Source organism: Haloferax prahovense DSM 18310 (assembly GCF_000336815.1).
GTDB classification, from domain to species: domain Archaea; phylum Halobacteriota; class Halobacteria; order Halobacteriales; family Haloferacaceae; genus Haloferax; species Haloferax prahovense.
The window spans coordinates 42,370-64,529 of sequence record NZ_AOLG01000047.1 but is presented as its reverse complement, the minus strand read 5'-3'; the positions used below and the strand labels follow the sequence as shown (position 1 = coordinate 64,529).

At 67.9% G+C, this 22,160-nt stretch carries 24 protein-coding genes; 9 read left to right on the top strand and 15 right to left on the bottom strand.

Annotated features, from left to right (window positions below; genetic code table 11):
• Window positions 1-18: 18 nt before the first annotated feature.
• From C457_RS12130 to C457_RS12120, 3 genes are read right to left on the bottom strand one after another with little or no spacing between them, the layout of a single operon-like run.
• Entirely contained in the window at window positions 19-612 is a 594-nt protein-coding gene (locus C457_RS12130; protein WP_008094995.1) for a DUF655 domain-containing protein, read from the bottom strand.
• A 53-nt stretch (window positions 613-665) separates the two neighbouring features.
• Window positions 666-1,022 (bottom strand): RNA polymerase Rpb4 family protein, encoded by a 357-nt coding sequence (locus tag C457_RS12125; protein WP_004042989.1) that lies wholly within the window; start codon window positions 1,020-1,022, stop codon window positions 666-668.
• Window positions 1,023-1,025: 3 nt separating this feature from the next.
• Window positions 1,026-1,316: a 50S ribosomal protein L21e gene (locus tag C457_RS12120; protein ID WP_004061361.1), complete on the bottom strand. Its 291-nt coding sequence runs from the start codon at window positions 1,314-1,316 to the stop codon at window positions 1,026-1,028.
• 123 nt (window positions 1,317-1,439) lie between these two features.
• Between C457_RS12120 and C457_RS12115 the strand changes: the two genes are divergently transcribed.
• Both C457_RS12115 and C457_RS12110 read left to right on the top strand, forming a co-directional pair.
• Complete coding sequence (locus C457_RS12115) at window positions 1,440-2,600, top strand: cystathionine gamma-synthase (RefSeq protein WP_008094991.1); 1,161 nt, start codon at window positions 1,440-1,442, stop codon at window positions 2,598-2,600.
• Window positions 2,601-2,719: 119 nt separating this feature from the next.
• On the top strand, window positions 2,720-2,977 hold the full coding sequence (locus C457_RS12110) for a hypothetical protein (protein ID WP_004974577.1): 258 nt from the start codon (window positions 2,720-2,722) through the stop codon (window positions 2,975-2,977).
• A gap of 57 nt (window positions 2,978-3,034) precedes the next feature.
• On the opposite strand, the gene C457_RS12105 is transcribed toward C457_RS12110, so the two are convergent.
• The 8 genes from C457_RS12105 to C457_RS12070 all read right to left on the bottom strand — a co-directional run bounded on the left by C457_RS12105 (window position 3,035) and on the right by C457_RS12070 (window position 9,012).
• Window positions 3,035-3,301 carry an elongation factor 1-beta gene (locus C457_RS12105; RefSeq protein WP_004969379.1) on the bottom strand — a complete coding sequence of 89 codons (267 nt, stop codon included), beginning with the start codon at window positions 3,299-3,301 and terminating at the stop codon, window positions 3,035-3,037.
• A gap of 2 nt (window positions 3,302-3,303) precedes the next feature.
• A complete protein-coding gene (locus tag C457_RS12100; RefSeq protein ID WP_004042997.1) occupies window positions 3,304-3,483 on the bottom strand; it encodes an HVO_2753 family zinc finger protein in 180 nt (59 codons plus the stop codon).
• Between the two features lie 83 nt (window positions 3,484-3,566).
• Window positions 3,567-4,850, bottom strand: a complete 1,284-nt coding sequence (locus C457_RS12095; protein ID WP_008094983.1) for a tripartite tricarboxylate transporter permease — start codon at window positions 4,848-4,850, stop codon at window positions 3,567-3,569.
• 180 nt (window positions 4,851-5,030) lie between these two features.
• Window positions 5,031-5,369, bottom strand: coding sequence for a 50S ribosomal protein P1 (rpl12p, locus tag C457_RS12090; RefSeq protein ID WP_004974573.1), 339 nt, complete (start codon window positions 5,367-5,369; stop codon window positions 5,031-5,033).
• 21 nt (window positions 5,370-5,390) lie between these two features.
• A complete protein-coding gene (locus C457_RS12085; RefSeq protein WP_008094981.1) occupies window positions 5,391-6,431 on the bottom strand; it encodes a 50S ribosomal protein L10 in 1,041 nt (346 codons plus the stop codon).
• On the bottom strand, window positions 6,428-7,066 hold the full coding sequence (locus C457_RS12080; RefSeq protein WP_008094979.1) for a 50S ribosomal protein L1: 639 nt from the start codon (window positions 7,064-7,066) through the stop codon (window positions 6,428-6,430). The genes C457_RS12085 and C457_RS12080 overlap by 4 nt, the downstream gene beginning before the upstream one ends.
• A 305-nt stretch (window positions 7,067-7,371) precedes the next feature.
• On the bottom strand, window positions 7,372-7,851 hold the full coding sequence (locus C457_RS12075) for a 50S ribosomal protein L11 (protein WP_008094977.1): 480 nt from the start codon (window positions 7,849-7,851) through the stop codon (window positions 7,372-7,374).
• A 96-nt stretch (window positions 7,852-7,947) separates the two neighbouring features.
• Window positions 7,948-9,012 carry a M42 family peptidase gene (locus C457_RS12070; RefSeq protein WP_008094975.1) on the bottom strand — a complete coding sequence of 355 codons (1,065 nt, stop codon included), beginning with the start codon at window positions 9,010-9,012 and terminating at the stop codon, window positions 7,948-7,950.
• Between the two features lie 150 nt (window positions 9,013-9,162).
• Between C457_RS12070 and C457_RS12065 the strand changes: the two genes are divergently transcribed.
• From C457_RS12065 to C457_RS12055, 3 genes are all read left to right on the top strand, one after another.
• Complete coding sequence (locus C457_RS12065; RefSeq protein WP_049913569.1) at window positions 9,163-9,498, top strand: hypothetical protein; 336 nt, start codon at window positions 9,163-9,165, stop codon at window positions 9,496-9,498.
• 107 nt (window positions 9,499-9,605) lie between these two features.
• Complete coding sequence (gene mvk, locus C457_RS12060; RefSeq protein ID WP_008094970.1) at window positions 9,606-10,670, top strand: mevalonate kinase; 1,065 nt, start codon at window positions 9,606-9,608, stop codon at window positions 10,668-10,670.
• Entirely contained in the window at window positions 10,667-11,413 is a 747-nt protein-coding gene (locus C457_RS12055; protein ID WP_008094968.1) for an isopentenyl phosphate kinase, read from the top strand. Before mvk ends, C457_RS12055 begins: the two co-directional genes overlap by 4 nt.
• A 12-nt stretch (window positions 11,414-11,425) precedes the next feature.
• Here C457_RS12055 and C457_RS12050 read toward each other — a convergent pair whose 3' ends face one another.
• Complete coding sequence (locus C457_RS12050; protein ID WP_008094966.1) at window positions 11,426-12,172, bottom strand: MBL fold metallo-hydrolase; 747 nt, start codon at window positions 12,170-12,172, stop codon at window positions 11,426-11,428.
• Window positions 12,173-12,266: 94 nt separating this feature from the next.
• Here C457_RS12050 and C457_RS12045 point away from each other — a divergent pair, with 94 nt between their 5' ends.
• Window positions 12,267-15,032: an ATP-dependent helicase gene (locus tag C457_RS12045; protein ID WP_008094965.1), complete on the top strand. Its 2,766-nt coding sequence runs from the start codon at window positions 12,267-12,269 to the stop codon at window positions 15,030-15,032.
• A 57-nt stretch (window positions 15,033-15,089) separates the two neighbouring features.
• Here the strand turns inward: C457_RS12045 and C457_RS12040 are convergent, their stop codons facing one another.
• Complete coding sequence (locus tag C457_RS12040; protein ID WP_008094964.1) at window positions 15,090-17,744, bottom strand: AAA domain-containing protein; 2,655 nt, start codon at window positions 17,742-17,744, stop codon at window positions 15,090-15,092.
• A 122-nt stretch (window positions 17,745-17,866) separates the two neighbouring features.
• Here C457_RS12040 and C457_RS12035 point away from each other — a divergent pair, with 122 nt between their 5' ends.
• On the top strand, window positions 17,867-18,442 hold the full coding sequence (locus C457_RS12035) for a hypothetical protein (RefSeq protein ID WP_008094963.1): 576 nt from the start codon (window positions 17,867-17,869) through the stop codon (window positions 18,440-18,442).
• Window positions 18,443-18,542: 100 nt separating this feature from the next.
• A complete protein-coding gene (locus tag C457_RS12030; protein ID WP_008094962.1) occupies window positions 18,543-18,770 on the top strand; it encodes a hypothetical protein in 228 nt (75 codons plus the stop codon).
• 265 nt (window positions 18,771-19,035) lie between these two features.
• Here C457_RS12030 and C457_RS12025 read toward each other — a convergent pair whose 3' ends face one another.
• Window positions 19,036-19,998, bottom strand: a complete 963-nt coding sequence (locus tag C457_RS12025; protein ID WP_008094961.1) for a zinc-dependent metalloprotease — start codon at window positions 19,996-19,998, stop codon at window positions 19,036-19,038.
• Between the two features lie 109 nt (window positions 19,999-20,107).
• On the opposite strand from C457_RS12025, the gene C457_RS12020 reads away from it, so the two are divergent.
• Window positions 20,108-20,926 carry a VOC family protein gene (locus C457_RS12020; protein WP_008094960.1) on the top strand — a complete coding sequence of 273 codons (819 nt, stop codon included), beginning with the start codon at window positions 20,108-20,110 and terminating at the stop codon, window positions 20,924-20,926.
• A gap of 47 nt (window positions 20,927-20,973) precedes the next feature.
• Here the strand turns inward: C457_RS12020 and C457_RS12015 are convergent, their stop codons facing one another.
• Entirely contained in the window at window positions 20,974-22,134 is a 1,161-nt protein-coding gene (locus C457_RS12015; RefSeq protein ID WP_008094959.1) for an MBL fold metallo-hydrolase, read from the bottom strand.
• Window positions 22,135-22,160: the final 26 nt, after the last annotated feature.

Sequence of the window (22,160 nt, the reverse complement as noted above, 5' to 3'; positions counted from 1 at the left end):
GGTAAAAGTCCCGTTCCGCTACCGCCCGTCGCGTCCGACGAACGTCTTGTACTTCACGTCGTTGTCGCGGAGTTCGTCGAGGATGCGCTCGACGATGACCTCCTTCGGGCGGTGAAGCCCGGAGACTCGTTCTTCGAGGTCTTCGAACGACTCGAACGGTCCCTGCCGCTTACGCGATTCGAGAATCTTGTCGCGGAGCTTCTTCCCGATGCCGGGAAGCAAGTTGAGCTGGTGGAGCCGCAGTGTGATGGGCTGTGCGTCGTTGTAGAAGTCCACGAACCGCCGTTCGTCGGCCTCGACGATGTCCTCGACGACGTAGTCGACTTCGGCCGTCGCCGTGTTCGAGAGGTCGCCGTACGAGAGTTCTTCGACGGACTGAATCAGCTCGCGGTCGGCGACCGGTGAGACGACGAGCCGGTCGCCGATGCTCACGTCGGCGTCTTCGACGAGGGTCAACTCGAGGAGACGGAAATCGGACTCTCTGAGCGCGTACGCGATGGGTGCCGCGTCGAAGCGCCGTCGGTCGTCTCCTTGACGCCCGTGGCGGAGTACGTCGAGTACGACGACGTACTCGGTCGTGGCGTCGGCGTCACCGCTCTCCGTACGTGTCATGCCAGTAGTTACGGCGAGCCGATATTTAAATAGTTGGCCGCGCTGTCACGCGGTCAGACGTACTTCGCGACGACGTTGAGGATTTCGTCGAGTTCGTCGCCCGAGAGCGCGTAGCGCTGCTGGGCGAACACCGCGCGAAGTTCGTCGCGCGACTGCGGGAGGAGGTCCGCGATTTTGATGGCGGTCGGACCGTCGACCTTCTCGAGCTCGGCGAGCTCCTCGACGAGTTCGCGAGATTCCTCGGGGTCGAGGTGGGCGAACCGGTTGACGTGTTCTATCGCACGGGCCAGTTCGTAGCGCATCTCGCGCTCTTCGTCGGCGGCGCGTTCCGCCTCAACCTCGGCGAGCAGTTCCTTGACCTCGGAGGTCGTCAGATACTCCTCGTCGAGCTTTTCTTTGAAGATGGTCATCGCTTACTGCTGGGCGCGCAGGTGAGCGGGACGGACGATGACCGTCTTCTCTTTGCCGCCGTCGTTGATCTGGACCTTGAACGCGCGGCCCTGCTTCCCGGTGACTTCACCGGTGAGACCGTTGAAGCGCGGGTGGAAACGACCCTCGCGAACGCTCGGGTCGATGTTGAGGTGGACCTTCTGGCCCTCCTCGAATTCCGCGATAGCGCGCTGCGGCGGCGAAGTGCCGCGCTCGCGCGGCTTGTTCGAGAGCTTTCCTCGCGTCCCCTTCATCGGACCGTTGGAGCTCGGCATAGTCGTGAGAACGAATACTTGCGTCGCCATTATAAATTGCACGTTACGAACCGCGCGTGTGTGTCCCCCGCGTGGTCGTGCGGGAGGGACGGACTTAACCCGAGTCGGCGCGGCGCTTCTCGTATGTCCGAAGACGAGCGACGCATCGAGACGCGCGCCATCCACGCGGGACAGGAGCCCGACGAGGAGACGGGGGCGCTCATGACGCCCATCTACGCGAACTCGACGTACGCCCAAGACGGGCCGGGTGACCACCGCGGATACGAGTACTCCCGCACGGGGAACCCGACACGAACCGACCTCGAATCGAACCTCGCGGCGCTCGAACACGGCTCGCACGGCCGCGCCTTCTCCTCGGGGATGGGCGCGATAAACACCGTTCTCAACCTCCTCGAAGCGGGCGACCACGTCGTCGCCGGCAACGACGTCTACGGCGGCACCCACCGCATCTTCACGCAGGTCTACGAGAAGTACGACCTCGAGTTCGACTTCGTCGACACCACCGACCACGACGCCGTCCGCGACACCGTCCGCGACGGGACCGAACTCGTGTGGGTCGAGACGCCGACGAACCCGCTCATGCGCGTCAACGACATCGAGGCGCTCGCTGACATCGCCCACGAGGTCGACGCGCTGTGCGCCGTCGACAACACCTTCGCCACGCCGTATCTCCAGCGCCCGCTCGACCACGGCGCGGACATCGTCTCGCACTCGTTGACGAAGTACCTCGGGGGTCACTCCGACGTCGTCGGCGGCGCGCTCGTCACCGACGACGCGGAGTTAGACGAGGAGATAGCGTTCTACCAGAACTCCGTCGGCGCGACGCCCTCGCCGTTCGACTGCTTCCTCGTCCTCCGCGGGACGAAGACGCTCCCGGTTCGAATGGACCGCCACTGCGACAACGCCCGCGAACTCGCCGCGTGGCTCGACGACCACGAGGCGGTCTCCGAGGTGTTCTACCCCGGTCTCGACTCGCACCCGCAGCACGACCTCGCGGCCGAGCAGATGGACGACTTCGGTGGGATGCTCTCGTTCGAACTCGACGGCTCGCTCGAACAGGCCTCGACCGTCGTCGAGGAGACCGAAGTGTTCACGCTCGCCGAGAGCCTCGGTGGCGTCGAGAGCCTCATCGAACAGCCCGCGGCGATGACCCACGCGGCCATCCCCCGCGAGGAGCGACTCGAAGCGGGTCTCACCGACGGCCTCGTCCGCGTCTCCGTCGGCATCGAGCACATCGACGACATGAAGACCGACCTGCAGCGGGCGTTCGACGCGGCGTTCTGAGGCGTCGAAGTCCGCTTCGACTCGTCTTCACGCGCTCTCGAGCGCCCTCGCGCACCGGCCGTTGTCGAAAGTTGAGAACGCGAGTAAGGGTTATTGAATAGCACGATGAATAATGAGGTATGTCCCAGGAGTCAGTCACCCTGAGCGCGGAGTCCGTACAGCGACAGAGCTACGCCGAACCGACCGACCGTGTGATGGTCGATTCCGACGACCACGAGGGGTCGAGCCACAGCGCCGAGCAGTTCGGTATCGGGCTGGCCATCGGCTTCCTTCTCGGCGGCGTCGCGGGCGTCATCGGCGACTCCCTGGCCATCGGCGTGATGCTCGGGCTCACGTTCGGCGTCGTCCTCGGCGTCTACTTCATGGAGCGCCGCTGACGGCGGTCGAACGCGGTCGCTCCGGGGACGGGACTTCGAAAAAGGTCGGTCGTCAGTTCAGATACGGCCGACGTTCTCGACGGAGACGCTCTCGACGCCTTCGACTTCGATGAACGCCTCTTCGACGGCCTCGGTGCCACCGGCGTCGTCGGGGACGATGACCGTCGGCAGGAGGGCGACGAGTCCGAACGCGACGTCGTCGCGTTCGAAGCCCTTGATTTTCGCACCCTCGGGCAGGGAGTCTTCGAGCGCGTCCTCGAGGTTGTCGAGGTCGAGCTCGGGGCTGTTCGGCATGACCTTGATTTTAGCAGCTACTTTTCCCATGATTATGGACCCATGAATCCGCAGTCGGGGCACTCGTAGAGGTTGCTCTGCTTGCGGCACTTGGAACAACGCGAAATCTCCTGGCCACAGTCGGGGCACTTGAACGTCGCCGCGCTCATGCCGGCGATGTTGATGCCACAGGACACACACTGGTGCGCGTGTCGCTGTTCGGACTCGCTCATACGCTCATAAACCGGCGCGCGACTTTTAACCGTTGTCTTTCCGGGTTCTGCTGGGGGAAATCCGTGCCCCGCGTGGACACGACTCATCCGATTATCAGCGGCCCCATGAGGACGCACATCAGGTGGACGCGCCGACAGCCGAACCGAACGGGGAGATGGCCGACAGCCCCGGCGACGGCGAGGACGACGACGCCGCCGACTCCGGCGAACGCCCACGAGAGCGCGACGAGGAGGGCGCAGACGGCGGTGACGAGTCGGCGCTGGTCGAGTCTCCCGACGACTGCGAGCGCCCGGTCGCCGACGACCGGCACCAACACCGCCCCGCAGAGCCCCGAGACGACCGTCACCGGCACCGCGAGACCGAGTCCGGTCGGGAGTTCCGCCTCCGTGAGCGCGACGAGTGCGCCCGTTCTGGGCGTCCCCAACCCGGCGAGTGCGAACAGCGCGAACACCGTCGTCGCCGTCGTGGCGGCGCTCGTCGCCGTGACGTAGGCCCGCGTCGATTCGTCGGGGTCGCGGCCGGGGAGCGCGGCCAGCGCGAGCGTCCCGGCGACGCCGGCGGAGACGCCCGGGAGGTAGCCGACGAACGCGCCCCCGCCGGTCCCCGCGGCGACGCTCCGAGCGACCGCCAGCGGCGACGTTGCGAGCGCGGCATCGCCCTGCGGCGGGACACCCGCGCCGCGTCGCGCCGCCAAGAGGACCGGGACGCCGAACAGGCCGGCCAAGAGCGGGGCCAAGACGCCACCGACCGGAAGCGGCCCCCCGAACGGCCGGTCGAGGACCGCGAGGCCCAGCCCGGTCGAGGCGACGATGGTCACGCAGGCCGCCAGTTTGGCCCGCCGACTCGGTTCGGTCCAGACGAGCGCGGCAGCGACGGCGGCGAGCACCACCCACAGGTGGTCCCGGACGACGGGATAGCCCTCGACCAGTACCTCGGTGAGCGGCACCGCGACCGGCACCGCCAGACAGAGCGCCGCGCCGCTACCGAGCGCCGACAGCCGAAGCGCCTCGCGCCCCCTCCCGCCGAGGACGAGTTTGTGCGCCGGCAGTGCGCCCGGCGCGAGCGCGGCGTCGGGTACGCCGAGCGTCAGCGCCGGCACCACGTCGAGGAAGGTGTGGACGGTCGACGCGGCGAGGACGGCGGCCGCGACGGCGACCGGCGGGCCGGGGAACTCGGACGCGACGCCGGCGAGGAGCAGCGCGAACGCGTTCGCGTGAAGGCCGGGAATGAGGCCCGAGCAGGTCCCGAGGCAGACGCCGACGACCACGCCGAGGAGGGCGGCGGTCGTCGGGTCGGTCGCGACGGGCGACGCGAGCGCCACCGCTCGAGCGAACAGGGGGACGACTGCCCCGCCGGTGAGGAACATCGCGCCGGAGTGGCTTCGGCTTTCGATATGAAGCTACGCGCTCGGCACCGGCGTGACGGTGGCGCGGCCCGCGTCCGAACCGGCGAACACGCGACCAGAACTGCCGCTGGTGAGTTGCGTCGAAAGAAATCGGAGTTTCGAAGCGAGCGTCGCCGCGGATGCGGCTGAGTCTCGCGGGAGTTAGCCGAAGAGCGCGCCGAGGCCCTCGCCGTCGGCTTCTTCGTCGTCGTCGTCGTCGTCGCCGCCTTCGTCAGCGGCCTCTTCTTCGGCGTCTTCCTCGTCGTCGTCGTCAGCGGCCTCGACCTCGCCACCGGCGGAACCGCCCGCGGCGGGCGCGGGGGCAGCGGCGGCCGTCTCGATGGCCTCTTCGATGTCGACGTCCTCGAGCGCGGCGACGAGCGCCTTGACGCGGGACTCTTCGACATCGACACCGGCGGCCTCGAGGACCGCGGTGATGTTCTCTTCGTTGACCTCTTCGTCCGACTCGTTCAGGATGAGCGCAGCGTAGACGTATTCCATTGTTGTGTACCTTGTGTGTTGTTAGAACAGGGAGCCGAGGGCGTCGCCAGCGTCTTCGTCGTCGCCGTCGTCTTCGGCGGCGTCTTCGTCGGCGTCTGCCTCGTCGGCGTCCGCTGCTTCTTCGTCAGTCGATTCTTCTTCCTCGGCGGCACCCGTGTCAGCCGCGGACACGCCGCGGAGTTCCTCGGGGAGCGCCTCTTCGTCGTCGATGTTCGCCGCGAGCGCCCGAAGCTGGGCGTCCGCCTTCGAGATGAGCTCGGGCATGAAGTCCGGGCTCTCGATGTTGGCGAACAGACCGACTGCCTTGGCCTCGCTCGTCGCCTTGGCGATGAGCGTCGGCGCGGTCTGGGCGGTCGGGTAGACCGCGTTGACAGAGAGGTTCGTCGCGGCGGAGACGGCCGACTGGATGTCGGCGCGGTACTCGTCCACGTCGATGGCGAGTTCGTCGGGCTCGAACAGGACGCCTTCGGAGAAGACGCCGCGGAGGTCGAGACCGACCTCCTTGGGTTCGATGCCGAGCTCCGCCAGGACGTTTGCGAGTTCCTCGGAGACTTCCTCGCCCTCAGAGAGGACGTTGGAGTCTTCGGTCACCTTGATCGAGCCGTCCATGATGCGGGCGGACGCCCCGACCTGCTGGAGTTCGCCGACGAACGGACCCGGGTCGACACCGGTGTCACCCTCGGGGATGACGATGTCGTTCGGGGCGACTTCACCGGCGTTGATGGGCGCGGGCGTCTTCGACGCCTCGAGCTCCTTGAACAGGGCGAACGGGTTGTCGTTCGTGCCGATGAGGGCGACCTGCCCGGCGATGTACTCCTTGAGGTCCTCGAAGCCGTCGTCGACTTCGTCGAGCGCGCGGTTCACGAGCGTGTTGCGGCTCATGCGCACCGCGGCCGAGCCGTGAAGCTCGCGGCGCATGGCCTGGAGCTGGCGGCTCGGGATGCCCGCGACGCCGACGACGCCGACGGATTCGTAGGATTCGATGAAGTCGACGAGCTCGTCGACCTCTTCACGCTTCCACTGCGGGATGACCTCGGTCTGCCGCACCTCGGACTCGCTCATTCGGGCACCTCCACGGACGGCCCCATCGTCGTCTTCACGTAGACGGAGTCGATGTTGAGCGGGCCCTTTTCGAGCGTCGCTTCGAGACGACGGACGATGACGTCGATGTTCTCCGCGATTTCGTCGGGCGTCATGTCGTCTGCGCCGACGCGCGTGTGGAACGTGCGACGGTCGCGCGAGCGGAGCTGCACCGTGTTCTTCATCCGGTTCACCGTCTCGACGACGTCGTCGTCGGGCTGAAGCGGGGTCGGCATCTTACCACGGGGACCGAGCACGGTACCGAGGTAGCGACCGATGTCCTGCATCAGTCCAGCCTCGGCAACGAAGAAGTCGGTCTCGTCGGCAAGGTCTTTCGCCGCATCGGTGTCGTCGCCGAAGTCTTCGAGCTCATCGGGCCCGAGAACTTCGTCGGCGGCATCCTCTGCGCGGAGCGCGGTTTCACCGGTCGCGAACACCACAATCTGGGTGTCCTGGCCGGTGCCAGACGGGAGCACGATGCTCTCGTCGACACGCTTCGACGGGTCGTTAAGATCTAAGTCTCGCAAGTTCACGGCGAGGTCAACCGTTTCGCGGAAGTTCCGCCCAGGTGCCTCGTCGAGTGCGCGAGAGACTGCGTCAACTATTGTGTCTGCCATTATTCACCTCCGTAGTACGCAGGATTGCTCCTACGGGTCAGTGAAACAGGCTACTGCCTGCCTCGTCCGGCAGGACGAGTAGGCTCAACTTAAGTCCGTCGAACTACGGGAGCCGAAACCCCCGAATTCGGGGGTTTCGCGTGCCACAGCCACACATGCGGGCTGGCGAGCACGCGGGCGATGCGAGGTCATCGACGGTCGGGCCGCTCCGGGCCGAGTCGGGTCTGTGGAGAGAAGAAAGCGGGCCGAGTCGACTCGGCCCGACGGAAAGGGCGGTTCGAACCGCCGAGACGGTTCCGAGACGATTACTCGTCGTCGAAGTGGTCGTCGAAGTCGCCGCCGTCGATGCGCTGCTTGAACGTGCGGGCGTCTTCGCCCTCGATGGTGACGCCGAGGGACGCACACGTCCCGGCGACTTCCTTCGAGGCGTTCTTGAGGTCGTACGAGAGCAGGTCAGAGGACTTCTGCTCTGCGACCTTCTTCAGCTGTTCGATGGACATGTCGGCGACGAAGTTCTCCTGGGGTTCGCCGCTGCCGGTGTCGAATCCGACTTCGTCCTTGATGAGCGCCGCCGTCGGCGGGACGCCGACTTCGATGCTGAACGAGCCGTCGTCGTCGTACTCGACGGTGACGGGGACTTCCATGCCGTCGAAGGCAGCCGTCTGGTCGTTGATGTCGTTGACGACGTCCTGGACGTCGACAGGGGTCGGGCCGAGTTCCGGGCCGAGCGGCGGACCGGGGTTCGCCTTCCCGCCGGGAACGAGTACTTCGATAGTTCCAGCCATACGTGGAAACACCGTGTGGCGACTTTTAACGGTTTTCTTTCGCCCGGAGACGTGTGCGACAACTACGCACAGCGCGCGGGGCCGACGTGCGCCCGTCTACAGTTCGACGCCGAACGAGTCCACGTCGCCCGCGAGCGCGGCCATCGACCCGAGCAGTTCGGCCACGTCGTCGAGGTCGCTCGTGGAGACCACTTCGACGGGCGTGTGCATGTAGCGGTTCGGGATGCCGATGTTGAGCGACGGGATGCCGGAGCGACTCGTGTAGAAGGCGTCGGCGTCGGTGCCCGTGCGGATGCCGGCGGCCTGTAACTGCACGCCGATGTCGGCGTCTTTGGCCGCGTCGCGGGCGAGTGAGACGACGGTGGGGTGGTTCGCGCTCCCGCGGGAGACGACCGGCCCCTCGCCGAGTTCGACCGGGCCCTTGCGCTTGCCGGGCACGTCGGGGTTGTCCGTCGCGTGGGTCACGTCGACGGCGACCATCGCGTCGGGGTCGAGGTCGTAGCCGACCATCTTCGCGCCCTGCACGCCGACTTCCTCCTGAACCGTGCTGACGGCGTACACCGTCGCGTCCACGTCGGCCTCGACGGCGGCGCGGAGGCCCTCCGCGGCCGACCACGTACCGACGCGGTTGTCCATCCCGTTGGCGGCGACGCGGTCGCCCGCGAGGTCGCGGACCCGCGCTTCGACCGTCACTGGGTCGCCGACCTCGACGTGGTCTTTCGCGTCGCCCTTGCTCGTCGCGCCGATGTCGACGAACTGCTCTTCGAGGTCGTCGTACTCCTCGCTTCCCACGTCGCGGAGGTGGATGGCGGTCTGGCCGATGACGCCGGCCACGTCGCCGTCGTCGCCGTGGACCGTCACGTGCTGGCCCTTCGAGACGGTGCGGTCCGCGCCGCCGATGGGACCGATGCGGACGAAGCCGTCGTCGTCGATGTCGCGGACGATGTAGCCGATTTGGTCCGCGTGGCCGGTGAAGGCGATTTCGGGGCCCTCGCCGGTGCCTTCGTGGACCGCGACGGCGTTGCCGTAGTCGTCGACCGTCACGTCGTCGGCGAACTGCGAGACGTAGTCCACCCACACGCGCTGGCCGGCGACTTCGTAGCCGGACGGACTGGGTGTGGTGAGCAGGTCTTCGAGGAAGGCGCGTCGGTCGTCGTCCATACGAGACGTTGACGAGCGGCGAAACAAGAACACAGCGAATCAAGCACACCCCACCGGGAGTCACCGCGGGTCGAGGTCCTCGCGTCTCACGGCGACCCGCGTCGTCCCGTCGCCACAAGGCATATCCATCTTGTGAGCGTACTGATGGGTATGGCCGACTTCACCCTCTTCGAGGTCCACCTGCACGACGGCTTCGAGTTCAGCCCGACCAACAGCGCGCCACTCCTCTCCAAGCGCGGCGGCGACGAGGCGGCGGCACTCGAAGCCGAGGACGAATCGTACGACGACTACGACGCGGAACTCGACGCCGACGAGACCGACGAATCCGAGTCGAGCGGCGGCCCCGGTATGGCGCTGCTCGTCGGGTTCGTCCTCCTCGTCGGCATCGCCGCGGCGGTTCGCTACATCCGCGGCGGCGGCGGCGACCTCGACGAACTGGCCGACCTCGACGACGAGGAGCGCGACGAAGTCGAAATCGACGCCTGAGCCGGCGGCTCCGAACACCTTTTTCCGCGACCGTTCCCACCGACGACCACCGCCGGGTTCGACCGCGGTCGGATACCCTTAAGCGAATCCCGTAGCAACTCCGGGGTATGACCGTTTCGAGCGCTCCCGGCAAGGTGTACCTGTTCGGGGAGCACGCAGTCGTCTACGGCGAACCGGCGGTCCCCTGCGCGGTCGAGCGCCGGGCGACCGTCACCGTCGCCGCCCGCGACGACGACCACGTCCGCGTCCGCGCCGAGGACCTGAGTCTCAACGGCTTCACCGTCGAGTACCGCGGCTCGACCGGCGACCGGCCCGACGTGGACGTTCCAGCACCGCTCGTGGAGGCCGCGATGGGCTACATCGACGCCGCGGTCGACCAGGCCCGCGAGGCCGCCGACGCGCCCGACGCCGGCTTCGACATCACCGTCGAAAGCGATATCCCGCTCGGGGCCGGCCTCGGCTCCTCCGCGGCGGTCGTCGTCGCCGGCATCGACGCTGCGACCCGCGAACTCGGCGTCGAACTCGAACCCCGCGAAATCGCAGAACGCGCCTACCACGCCGAACACGAGGTCCAGGACGGACAGGCCTCCCGCGCCGATACCTTCTGTTCCGCGATGGGCGGGGCCGTCCGCGTCGAGGGCGACGACTGCCGAACCATCGACGCGCCGCCGCTCCCGTTCGTCATCGGCTTCGACGGCGGTGCGGGCGACACCGGTGCGCTCGTCTCCGGCGTCCGCGCGCTCCGCGAGGAGTACGACTTCGCCGCCGACACGGTCTCGACCGTCGGCGACATCGTCCGCCGGGGCGAGGAACTGCTGGCCGAGTCGGACCCCGACGCCGACGAACCGCCCGAGGAGCTCCTCTCGGAGCTCGGCCGCTTCATGAACTTCAACCACGGCCTGCTCGAAGCCCTCGGCGTCTCCTCGCGCTCGCTCGACTCGATGGTGTGGGCCGCCCGCGAGGCCGGCGCGTACGGCGCGAAACTGACCGGCGCGGGTGGCGGCGGCTGTATCGTCTCTCTCGACCCGACGCCCGAGACCCAGACCGCGCTCCGATTCACCCCCGGTTGCGAGGACGCCTTCCGCGCCGAACTCGCCACCGAGGGCGTCAGAGTCGAGGTCTCGCCCGAAGCGGACGCCGAGCGCGACGGAGACGGGGAGGACTCGGCGTGAGCCTCGTCGTCCTCAAACTCGGTGGGAGCGTCGTCACCGACAAGGACGAACCGGAGACGGTGGACGAGGCGGGGCTGGCGGCCGCGGCGGACGCAGTCGCGACCCTCGCCGAGTCGGGCCGCGTCGTCGTCGTCCACGGCGGCGGGAGCTTCGGCCACCACCACGCCGCCGAACACGGCGTCTCCTCGGAGTCCGGAAGCCACGACGCCCGCGGCGTGCGCGCCATCCACGACGCGATGAAGCGACTCAACGACGCCGTCCTCGACGCCCTCGCCGACCGCGGCGTCTCGGCCCTGCCGGTCCACCCGCTTTCGGTCGGCGCGCGCGAGGCCGACGGCTCGCTATCGCTTCCCCTCGCGGCGACCGAGACGATGCTCGACGAGGGCTTCGTCCCGGTCCTCCACGGTGATGTCATCGCGCACGCGGGCAAGGGCGCGACTATCGTCAGCGGCGACGACCTCGTGGTGTCGCTCGCGTCCGGACTCGGCGCGGACCGCGTCGGACTCTGTTCGACCGTCCCCGGCGTCCTCGACGCCGACGGCGACGTGATTCCCGAGATTACGGCGTTCGCGGACGCGGCCGACGCGCTCGGCGGGTCGGAGTCGACCGACGTGACCGGCGGGATGGCCGCGAAGGTCAGAAAACTGCTCGCGCTCGGCGCGCCGGCGCACGTCTTCGGCCCCGAGGGGCTGTCGGCGTTCGTCGCCGGCGAGTCGCCCGGGACCGTCATCCGCGGAGAGTAATCGGACTCGAACTCAGAGTTCGACGACCAAGCCGTCTTTTGCGACCCGGACCTCGCCGTCGAACTGTTCGCTCACGCTCGCCCGGAGGTCGTCGGTGACGCGGTCGGCGTGCGGGTAGAGGTGCGTCAGGTAGACCGAATCGATGTCACAGCCGGCGAGCGCCTCGCCAACCTGCGACGGCGTCGGATGGTTCGACACGTCCACGTCGTCGGGGAACGAGCAGTCGTGCGCGAGGACGCTCGCGCCGTCGGCGAAGTCGCCGAGGGCGGAGAACGCCTCGGTGTCCCCCGAGAAGACGAAGTCAGCCTCGCCCCGCTCGTTGCTGAAGCGGTAGGCGAGCGTCGGCATCGAGTGGCGGACCTCGAACCCCATCACGTCGAAGCCGGCGACGCCGAACTCGGTCGGCCCGACCTCCCGAATCTGCACGTCGAGGCGTCCCTTTAGGTAGTCGTGAACGTCGAACAGCCCCTCGACGAGGTCCTCGGTCCCTTCCGGGCCGACGATTTCGAGGCGGTCCTGTCCGGCGAGCCACCGGGCCTTTACGAGCGCCATCAGGTCCGACACGTGGTCGAGGTGGTGGTGCGTGAGGAGGACAGACGAGACGCCCTCGTAGCCGACCTCCGTCTCCGCGAGTCGGGCGAGGACGCCCGACCCGCAGTCCACGAGGAGGGCGTTGCTGTCCGATTCGAGGAGGAGCCCGGTCTGGGCGCGGCCGGTGACGGGCATCGCACTACCGGTGCCGAGGAACGTGACGCGCATGCGCCGAGATACCACGGCGGCGGCGTTAGTCCTTGCGCCCGCTGGCTCGGCCGCGGGCACAACCCTCATACCCGCGCAGGCTAACCCCGAGGTAATGACCCGGCGCGGCCGCTCGCTTCTCGCGTCGAGAGGCGGCGACTACGAGTTCGACCCCGAGTCGGTGACGGTCGCCGACGAGGACGTACTCGACCTGTTGGAGCCCGCCGTCCAGGAGTGGTGGGTCGACCGGTTCGGGGAGTTCGTCCCCGGCAACGGCGGCTTTTTCACTCCGCCCCAGCGCGGGGCCATCCCGCGCATCCACGACGGCGACAACGCCCTCATCTGCGCGCCGACGGGGTCGGGAAAGACGCTCGCCTCCTTCACGGCCATCATCAACGAGCTGTTCCGCCGGGAGCGCGAGTCGCCTGACGGCCTCGACAACTCGGTGTACTGCCTCTACGTCTCGCCGCTGAAGTCGCTCGCCAACGACATCCACCGGAATCTGACCGAGCCGTTAGAGGGTATCGCCGACATCGTCGCCGACCGCGGGGAGACGGTGGATATCAGACACGCCATCCGCCACGGCGACACCTCCTCGGCGGACCGCCAGAAGATGCTCTCGGAGACGCCGCACATACTCAACACGACGCCCGAGACGCTGGCAATTCTGCTCAACTCGCCGAAGTTCAAAGAGAAGCTCCGAACCGTCGAGTACGTCGTCGTCGACGAGATTCACAGCCTCGCGGAGAACAAACGCGGCACCCATCTGTCGGTGTCGTTAGAGCGACTGGAGGACCTGGCCGAGTCGTCGCCGACGCGCATCGGCTGTTCGGCCACCGTCGAGCCCCTCGACACGGTCGCGGAGTTCCTCGTCGGCCGCGAGGACGGCGAGAACGGCGAGCCCCGCGACTACGAACTCGTCGACACGCGGTTCGTCCGCGACTTCGACGTGCAACTGGAGTGTCCGACCGACGACCTGATTCGGACGCCCCGAAGCGAGGTCCAGAGCCGATTTTACGACCGCCTGCACGACCTCGTCGCCTCGCACACGAACACGCTCGTGTTCACCAACACGCGGTCGGGCGCGGAGCGCGTCCTCCACAACCTCCGCGAGGGATTCGACGACATCGACGAATCGAACTCGGGTTGTCACCACGGGAGCCTCTCGAAAGAGCGCAGACAGGAGATAGAGTCGAAGCTAAAGGCCGGCGAGCTGCGCGTGGTCACCACCTCCACGAGCCTCGAACTCGGCATCGACATGCCCCACATCGACCTCGTGGTACAGGTCGGCTCTCCCAAATCCGTCGCCGCGCTCCTCCAGCGGGTCGGCCGCGCGGGCCACCAGCTCGGCCAGACGGTCGAGGGTCGCGTCATCGCTCTCGACAGGGACGAACTCGTCGAGTGCGCGGTGATGCTCTCGAAGGCCGAGTCGGGCTTCGTCGACCGGGGGTTCATCCCCGAGAACGCCTTCGACGTGGCCGCCCAGCAGGTGTACGGGATGGCCATCAACGCGATTCGCCCCGAGTCGGAACTGCGCGAGACGCTCCGGCGGGCCTACCCGTATCGGAACTTCTCGGACGACGACTTCGAGCGCCTGTTCCGCTATCTCACCGCCGACTACGACGGCCTCGAAGACAAGAACGTCTACGCGAAAATCTGGCGCGACACCAACGACCCGCCGGACGGCGAGCACCACTACGAGGAGTACCCCGTCGGCGAGCACCTCATCGGCAAACGCGGTCGGATGGCCCGCGTCATCTACATGACCAACATCGGCACGATTCCGGACTCCTTTACCTGCGACGTGTTGGTCCGCGGGGCCGACCAGTGGGTCGGCACGCTCGACGAGGGCTACCTCGACACGCTGGAGAAAGGCGACGTGTTCGTCCTCGGCGGCGACCACTTCGCGTACCGCTACCGCCGCGGGTCGAAGGTGTACGTCGACCGCACCGCACAGCGCCCGACGGTCCCCTCGTGGTTCTCCGAACGCCTGCCGCTTTCGTACGACCTCGGCCGCGAACTCGCCGCGTTTCAGGCCGACCTCGTGGACCGACTCGACGCCGGCGGCGCGCCCGCCGTCAGGTCGTGGCTCCGGGAGTTCCCGCTCGACGAGAACAGCGTCCGCGCCGTCACGCGGATGTTCGACGAGCAGGTCAGATACGCCGGTCCCGAGAGCGTGGCGACCCCCGACAGATTCGTCGTCGAGACCGAACTCGACCGCGACACCTACCGCCGGCACTTCTACGTCCACTGCACCTACGGCCGGCGGTTCAACGACGGCCTCTCGCGGCTCCTCGCGTACCACGCGGCCCGCCGGACGAACGCGAACGTGCAGGTCGCGGTCGCCGACAACGGCTTTTCGCTCTCGATGCCGCTCAACCGCAAAGTCGACCTTGCGGGCGTCCTCCGCGACCTGACGCCCGAGGAAGTCGAGGACGACCTGCGGGCCGCTCTCGACGGGACCGACCTCCTGAAACGCTACTTCCGAATCAACGCGACGCGCTCGCTCATGATTCTCAAGCGCTACAAGGGCTACGAGAAGTCCGCCGCCCAACAGCAGGTCTCCTCGGAGATGCTGCTGTCGTTCGCGCAGGACCTCGACGAGTTCGCCGTGATGGAAGAGACCTACCGCGAGCTTCTCGAAGACAAACTGAACCTCGCCGCCATCGAGGACGCGGTTGCGGCGATTCGGGCGGGCGACGTAGACGTGGTCGGCCACCAGGTCTCGTCGCCGACGCCCCGGGCGTTCGGCCTCGCCACGCTGACCGCGAGCGACGTGGTCCTCGCCGAAGACGAGAGCGCGGCGCTCCGGGAGTTCCACGAGCGCGTCAAGGCCGAAATCGGCGACGACGAGGCGGACCTCGGCATCGACGTGGACTGACGGGGTCCGGGTACGAGGCCGGGGCCGGGGCAGAGACCGGGGTCGCGGGCGAGCGTCCTACCGCCGCGCCCACGCGAGCATCCGGTCGTAGAACGGGTCGGATTCGAGCGCGTCGGCGTCGCCGACGAGACACAGCGCCTTTTTCGCCCGCGTCAGCGCGACGTTGATGCGGCGGTGGTCCTCGAACAGCGGGCCGTCCAAGTCGCCGGTGGCGACGAAGGAGACGACGATGACCTCCTTCGAGGAGCCCTGGAACCGGTCGACCGTGTCGACGGTCGCGTCGGTTCTCCGGGAGATTTCTGCGACCTGCGCCCGGAACGGCGCGATGACGCCAATGTCGTCGGTATCGACGCCGGCGGCCTCGTAGGCGGCGACGACCTCGGCCACGCGGTCGGCTTCGATGGGATTCGTGTTGCCGACGCGCCGGCCGTCGGGGTCGACGAAGGCGACTTGGTCCGCGAGTTCGGCGGGGAGGTCCGCGGTGTCGACGCCGAGGTCGCGGAGGTGCTGAGACGCGACAGCGCCCGTGGCCGGGCGGAGCGCGCCGTCGTAGAACTCCTTGGAGGCAAAGGCCTGAATCCGCTGGGACATGCGGTACTGCCGGTCGAGCATGACCGAGGCGTCGGGATACGTCTCGATGAGTCGCTGGAACAGCGATTTCTGGAGGTCGTTTTCGGCGCGGACGACCGGCGGAAGCTGTTTGTGGTCGCCGACGAGGACGAACCGGTCGGCGAGGTTGACGGCGGCGAGCGTCCCCGGTTCGGTTATCTGTGACGCCTCGTCGACGAGCGCCGCGTCGAACGACTGCTCGCGCATCACGCGCGACCCGCAGGAGGCGGTGGTCGCGGCGACGACCGGCGCGTCGTGGAGAGCGGCGGCGAGCGCGTTCGGGTCGCCGCTCCGCGAGAGCCGAACGTCCTGCATGTCCTCGCGGACGCCCGATTCGGTTCCGACACGAACAATATCCTCGAACCCCTGGTCGCGCAGAGCTTCGAGGGCGTTGTCAACCGCGCGGTTCGTAAAGGCCGAAAGCAAGACGCGGTTGCCGTCCTCGACGAGCGCGCGGATGGTCCGGGCGATGGTGTAGGTCTTGCCCGTCCCCGGCGGCCCGTGGATGAGCGCGAGGTCGTCGGCGTCGACCGCGAGGCGCACCGCGTCGTCCTGCGCGTCGTTGTTGTCGATGAACGTGCGGCCGACAGACCGGTCCGAGAACCCGGGGTCGCGGCGGCCGAACAGCACGTCTTTCCGGGCGGGCGACCCCTTGAGCACCGCGTCGTGGAGCGCGGTGAGCAGGCGGTCGACGGTGAGTTCGGAGGGGTACACGTCGAGGCGGCGGAGCGGGACGGGTTCGTCGGTCGTGACGACCACCTCGTCGCCGAGTTCGACGATGCGCGCGAGTTCGGCGTGCCCCTCGACGGGGTGGCCGTCGCTGGCGAGCGCCACGTCGCCGGCGCGGAGCTTCGACACCGCGTCGTCGGTCTGCTTCGCCCGGAGTTCCCACGTGCCGTCGGGGCGCTCGGTCTGGCCGGTGGGTTCGAGGCCGATGAGCGCCCGGTCGTCGTCGGCGCGCTCCTCGGCGCTCTGGTCCCAGAGCTTTCGGTATTCGTTGTGGACCGCCCGGCGCTCTTCTTCGACGGCGCGGTAGAAGCGGTCGAAGTAGTCGCGTTCGTCCTCGGGGACCGGGTTCCCGATTGCGCCGGCTTTCGACTCCTGGTCGAGTCTGCCGGAGACGACCATGCAGGTGTCCTTCTCGAAGCAGTACTCGCACTTCGAGTTCACCTCGTAGCCGGTCGGCACCGACGCGTCGTGTTCCATCGCCGCGATTTCGTTGCGGGTGCGGACGACGAACTCGAGGAGGCCGCGGCCGATGGAGAAGTCCTTCGCCGGCGAGAGGTCGCCAGACTCCTCGGTGCGGTCGAGCGTCGTGTTCTTGGTGTAGAGGAGCGTCCCCGTGTCGACCGGGACGCCCCGCTCTTCGAGGATGAGCGCGTAGGAGGCGGCCTGAATCTTGTCCTGAAACCGCGGGTCGCGGTTGAGGTTCTTGCCGGTCTTGAGTTCGACGGGCGACCCCCGGCGGAGGGCGTCGGCGCGGCCCTTGATGCCGAACGTCGGCGAGATGAGCGTGTACTCGGAGCGCCACTCGTCTTCGTCGGTGAGGACGCCCTGCGAGAGCCAGCCCTCGATGGCGGCGGCGTTGCGGCGGACCTCGTCCGCGACCTCGTCGACCTCGCGGCCGAGCAAGCCGAGTTCGAGGCCGCGCTCGTCGATGCGCTCGTCGATGGACGAGTCGAGGTCGCGGCCGCGGAGCAGGTCGCCGAACACGTCGTGGACGATGGTCCCTTTCACCACCGGGTAGTTCAGCGGGATACCCGAGAGCTTGTTCAGGTAGTACATCCGCGAGCACTGCACCCACGAGCGGATGTCGGTCACGTCGACGAGGAAGTCGGGTTCGACGACGACGAACGACTCCGAGCCGGTCGAATAGGTCGTCTCGCCGCGGTACTCGGACTCCTCGGCGTCGGTGACGAGCAGGTCCATCCCCGGTTCGGCGTGTTCGGCGGCGTGGGTCCACTTCCCCCAGAGGGTGACGGTCACGGGGTCTCCGGTCCCGCGCTCGGGGCGGAGCGTCACCTCCGCCAGCGAGCGCTCGCCGTACTTCGTTTCGACGTCACGCGGCTCGCCGACCTCGACGAGCGGACCGCGAAGGTTCACGTCCGAACCGTCGGTGAGGCGCGGCCAAATAGCCGTCGGTGGGGTGTGAGCCCCGCGGCGGTTCGCGTGCGTGACTCTCCCCGACCGTCACGTTCTTTCTCTCCCGCATGGTACGCCCACCCATGCGCGTCAGAGATTGGCAGGACATCCTCTCGGAGGTCGTCGAAGACGGCCGTGGCCGCGACCCCGACGCGTGGCGGGCCGTCGCGGGCACCCGGCGACGGAGCCTCGGTGAGGACCTCTTTCTCGCCCACCCGAACGCCGGTGTCTACCAACTGAAGACGTACGCGAAGAACCCCTACGAGGTCCGCGGCGTCGGCGCTCGCGTCGCCCGTCGCATCGACGACGACCTCGACCCGCTGTTCCCGCGCCGGCGCGGCGACGACGGCGAGAACGACGCCGGCCGGTTCGCCGTCCAGCAACCGCCCGAAGACGAGTCGCAGGCTGAATCGATGGCGCGGCGACTCGAAGAGACCGTGAGAGTCCACGCCGACACGCCAACCACCGCCGACGACTTCTTCACCGACGTGATGGAGGCGCTCGAAAGCCCGGCGTTCGGCCCGATGGACTACGAGTTCGACGCCCGGCCCGACCGCCTCGACGACCTCGCAGACGAGTTCGCCGACGCTGACGAACTGCTGTCCACGGACCTCGACGACCTCATCGAGTCCGACGGCGTCGACCGCGGGTTCCAGTGAGACACCGGTTTCAAACCCTCCCAACCCAATGGACTGCTATGGACGATAGATTCCGCGCGCGGCCGCGAAAACCGCCCCACGGCGCGATTTCGGAGGAACGATGGTCGGTTCCAGCATGAGCGACGAGGAGACGCGGCTCGCCAACAACCGAATCAAAATCGGATTCGTTCTGTTGGTCGGCGTGTCGGCCGGGCTCGTCGCCGTCCAAGCCGGAGCGACGCTCGTTCAGAGCGCAATCGCGCTCCTCGCCGGCCTGGCCGTCGGCGGGGTCCTCACGTGGTATCTGGGCCGCTGGGCCAAGGAGTTCACCGCGGTGAACCGACGCTAGACGTATCGTCTGTTGTGAAATTCGAACACAAACACATATTTCAGATTAAACGTGTGGCATCGAATCGCAGAGTATATACCTGTCCTCTGAGGACAGATTCTTGCCGGTAACCAGGGCAGGGGCAATGACCTGGTTATTCACCGGATAGCGCTGTGGGGCACCGGAATTGGGCCTCTGATGCAACACGGCGACCTACCCAAGGTACGTGCGCGACCCGAGCACGGCTCGGGCATCGGGTACGCATGCCGATGGAGTTGCAGTCTCTTCAGGGCGACACCCGCGCGATCCATCGCTCGGGCGCGTCCAATTCGGCGTCGGTCGGTAAGTTCTCCGGATGGTCCCACACTCGCGAAGCGGCCGCGACGCCGCGTTCGTCGGCGACGTGCTCGAAGAACCGAGCGCCGCGTTCGTACTGCCGGCGCTTGAGGCCGAGTCCGAGGAGCCGACGCGCGAGCTTCGCGACGGGACCGCCGCCCTGTCGTCGCTCGTCGAGCTTCCGGCGGAGGTCCTCGTAGTCGTCGTCGAACGCCCGGTCCATCAGCAGTTCCGCGTAGCCCTCGACGGCGGTCATCGCCGTGTCGAGTTCGCGGAACGCGTTGCGGTCGATGTCGCCTTCGACGAGCGCGTCGACGCCGCGTTGCATCCGCGATTCGAGGTGCGTCGAGAGCCACGGGGCCGCGCCGAACTCCGCGGCGTGGGACACCTCGTGGAAGGCGATCCAGCGGCGGAACCGCGGGTAGTCCACGTCGAGGCTGTCGGCGACCCGGCGGATGTTCGGGTGGACGAAGTACAGGCCGTGGTCGTCGTCGCCCTCGGCGAGGAGCAGCGGGTCGTACTGCCCGAGGACGTTGTTCCCGAGGAACGAGAGGACGAAGGCGAACGAGCCGGTGTTGACGGCGCGGGTGACACCGGGAAGGAGCGCCGGGCCGTGTTCCTCGAACGGGACCATCACCCGTCGGAACGTCGCCACGTTCGCGTCTATCCAGTGGTGTCGGTTCTGGACTTCGACGACTTCGGGCACGTCGAACTCCACCTCGGCGACGGTCGAAAGGCGGTCGCGCGCGTCGCGAACGTCCGCGGCGTACCCCGCTCGCTCCGCCTCCGAGAGGTCGAGCGAGCCGGGGTCGGTCGCGGCTTTCGCGGCCTCGGCGACGGCGTCCCAGTCGATGGTGCCGGAGCCGGTCGCCGAAGCGTCCGCGACCGCTTTGACGCTCCGAAAGAGGTTCATACGGTATCGTGGCGGGCCGGACGCAAAACGCTTCGGTCGGGGAAACGAACCCTCAGACTCCCAGACAGAACGCCCCTAAACACTATACCGAGTCTGACGTGGGGAGCGTATGGACCGAACCATCGACCACGTCGCGTTCGGTGGTACCGAGCTGTACGAACTCCGAGCGGCCGCGAACGAAGTCGGCCTCACCCCAACCTACGGCGGCGAACACGGGACCGGAACGACTCACATGGCCGTCGTTCCGTTCCCCGACGGGTCGTACCTCGAACTCATCGCGCCGACGCTCGGAACCGACGCGGCGGACGCCGGATTCTGGCCAGCCCACCTCGCGGCCGACGCCGGCCCCGCATCGTGGTGTCTGGAGACCGACGACGCCGCCGCCACCGCCAAAAGCGCCATCGACGCCGGCCTCCCCGTCGATGGCCCGCACGAGGCCTCTCGCGCTCGGCCGGACGGCCGCCTCGTCGAGTGGGACATGAGCTTCGAGGGTGCGGACCAGCGACTCCCCTTCTTCATCCGCGACCGCACCCCTCGGAGCTACCGCGTCCCGAAAGCCGCGCGAAACGCCGCCGTCCGCGGACTCCACACCGTCGTCGTCGCCACCCGCGACCGCGAGGCGACCGCGGCGCTGTTCGCCCGGCGGCACCGCTACCCTTCGCCGGTCGACATCAACGGGCCGTTCTCCGAGTTCGCCGTCCTTCCCGGCACGCCGCTCGCCCTGTGCGAACCCGGCGGCGGCGCGCTCGAAGCGCGCATCGACGAGGTCGGCGAGGGACCGTGCGCGTTTCTCGTCGGCGTCACCGACCTCGACCGGGCGCGGAACTCGCTGTCGCTCGGCCCCGAGATTCGCTACAGCGACCGCCACATGGCGTGGTTCGACCACGACCTGTTCGAGGGGCGACTGGGCGTGGTGGAACTCCCCTGAATCGGCCCGAATCGCCCTGAATCGCGAGTCGAGGTCTGACGGTCGGCTCAGGCGGCGCAGTTGTTCGGTCCGAGTTCGAGTTCGGTCGCCTCCTCCTCGTCGCCGACCGAGGCCCGCCCGGTGTTGATGGCGATGACGCGCTCGTAGTTCGCGGGCTTTTCGGGCGTATCTCCGGCCACCCGGTCGACGAACGCCGACTCGTCCATCGACAGCAAGTCGAGTTCCCCGCGCAGGTCGCCGAGCGTCGCGCTCACGAGTTTGCCCGGCGCGGCGACGCCGTAGCGCCCGTCCGCCCCGACTGAGACGTGCCCGGGGAGGACGCGCGTCTCGTCGGGAAGCGACAACAGCGTGTCGTGGAGCGTCTCGTAGAGGAGTTCCGCGCCCGTCGCCGCGTCGGCGTCGCCGAACTGGAGCTCCGTCCGGCCGACCGACTCGACGAACAGCGTGTCGCCGGTGAGGAGGAGCCGACCGTCGACGAGGTAGTTCGTCATGTCCGAGGTGTGGCCCGGCGCGTGAATCGCCTCGATGTCGTAGTCACCGACGCTCAGCGTCTCGCCGTCGTCGAGCGCGGTGAACTCGTATGCAACGTCGCGGTCCGCCGCCTCCGAACCGAGGTAGTACGGTACGCCGAGTCGGTCGGCGAGGGTCCGACCGCCCGAGACGTGGTCGGCGTGGACGTGCGTGTCGAGCACACCCGAGACCGTCATGCCGGCGTCGGCGGCGACGAGTTCGAACTCGTGGACCTGCCGGGTCGCGTCCACGACGACCGCCTCGCGGGCCGACCGCGAGCCGACGACGTAGCCGAGACAGCCCTTCGCGCGCCGCTGGACCTGCGCGACGAACAGGTCGTCGTCGCCGGTGTCGAGTTCGACCACCTCGTACAGCTTGCTCCAGTCCTCCATGCCGCCTTTGACGACCTCAACCTCGTCGTAGCCCCGCGCCGCGAGTTCGAACCCGAACGACGTAGAGGACAGCCCCTTCCCGCAGATGGCGACGACCGGTCCTTCCTCGGCGAGGTCGTCGACGCGATCCCAATCCCAGTCGCCGCCGAGTCCGTCGACGGGGTGGAAGGGAACGTTAACCGAGCCCTCGATATGCCACGACTCGAAGCTCTCGGGCGGTCGCGTGTCGACCACGGTGAACGAGTCGCCCGCGTCTACCCGGTCAGCGAGTTCGCCCACGGTGAGCTGGTGGAGGAGTTTACTCATGTGGTTAGCTATGGGAACGACGCACA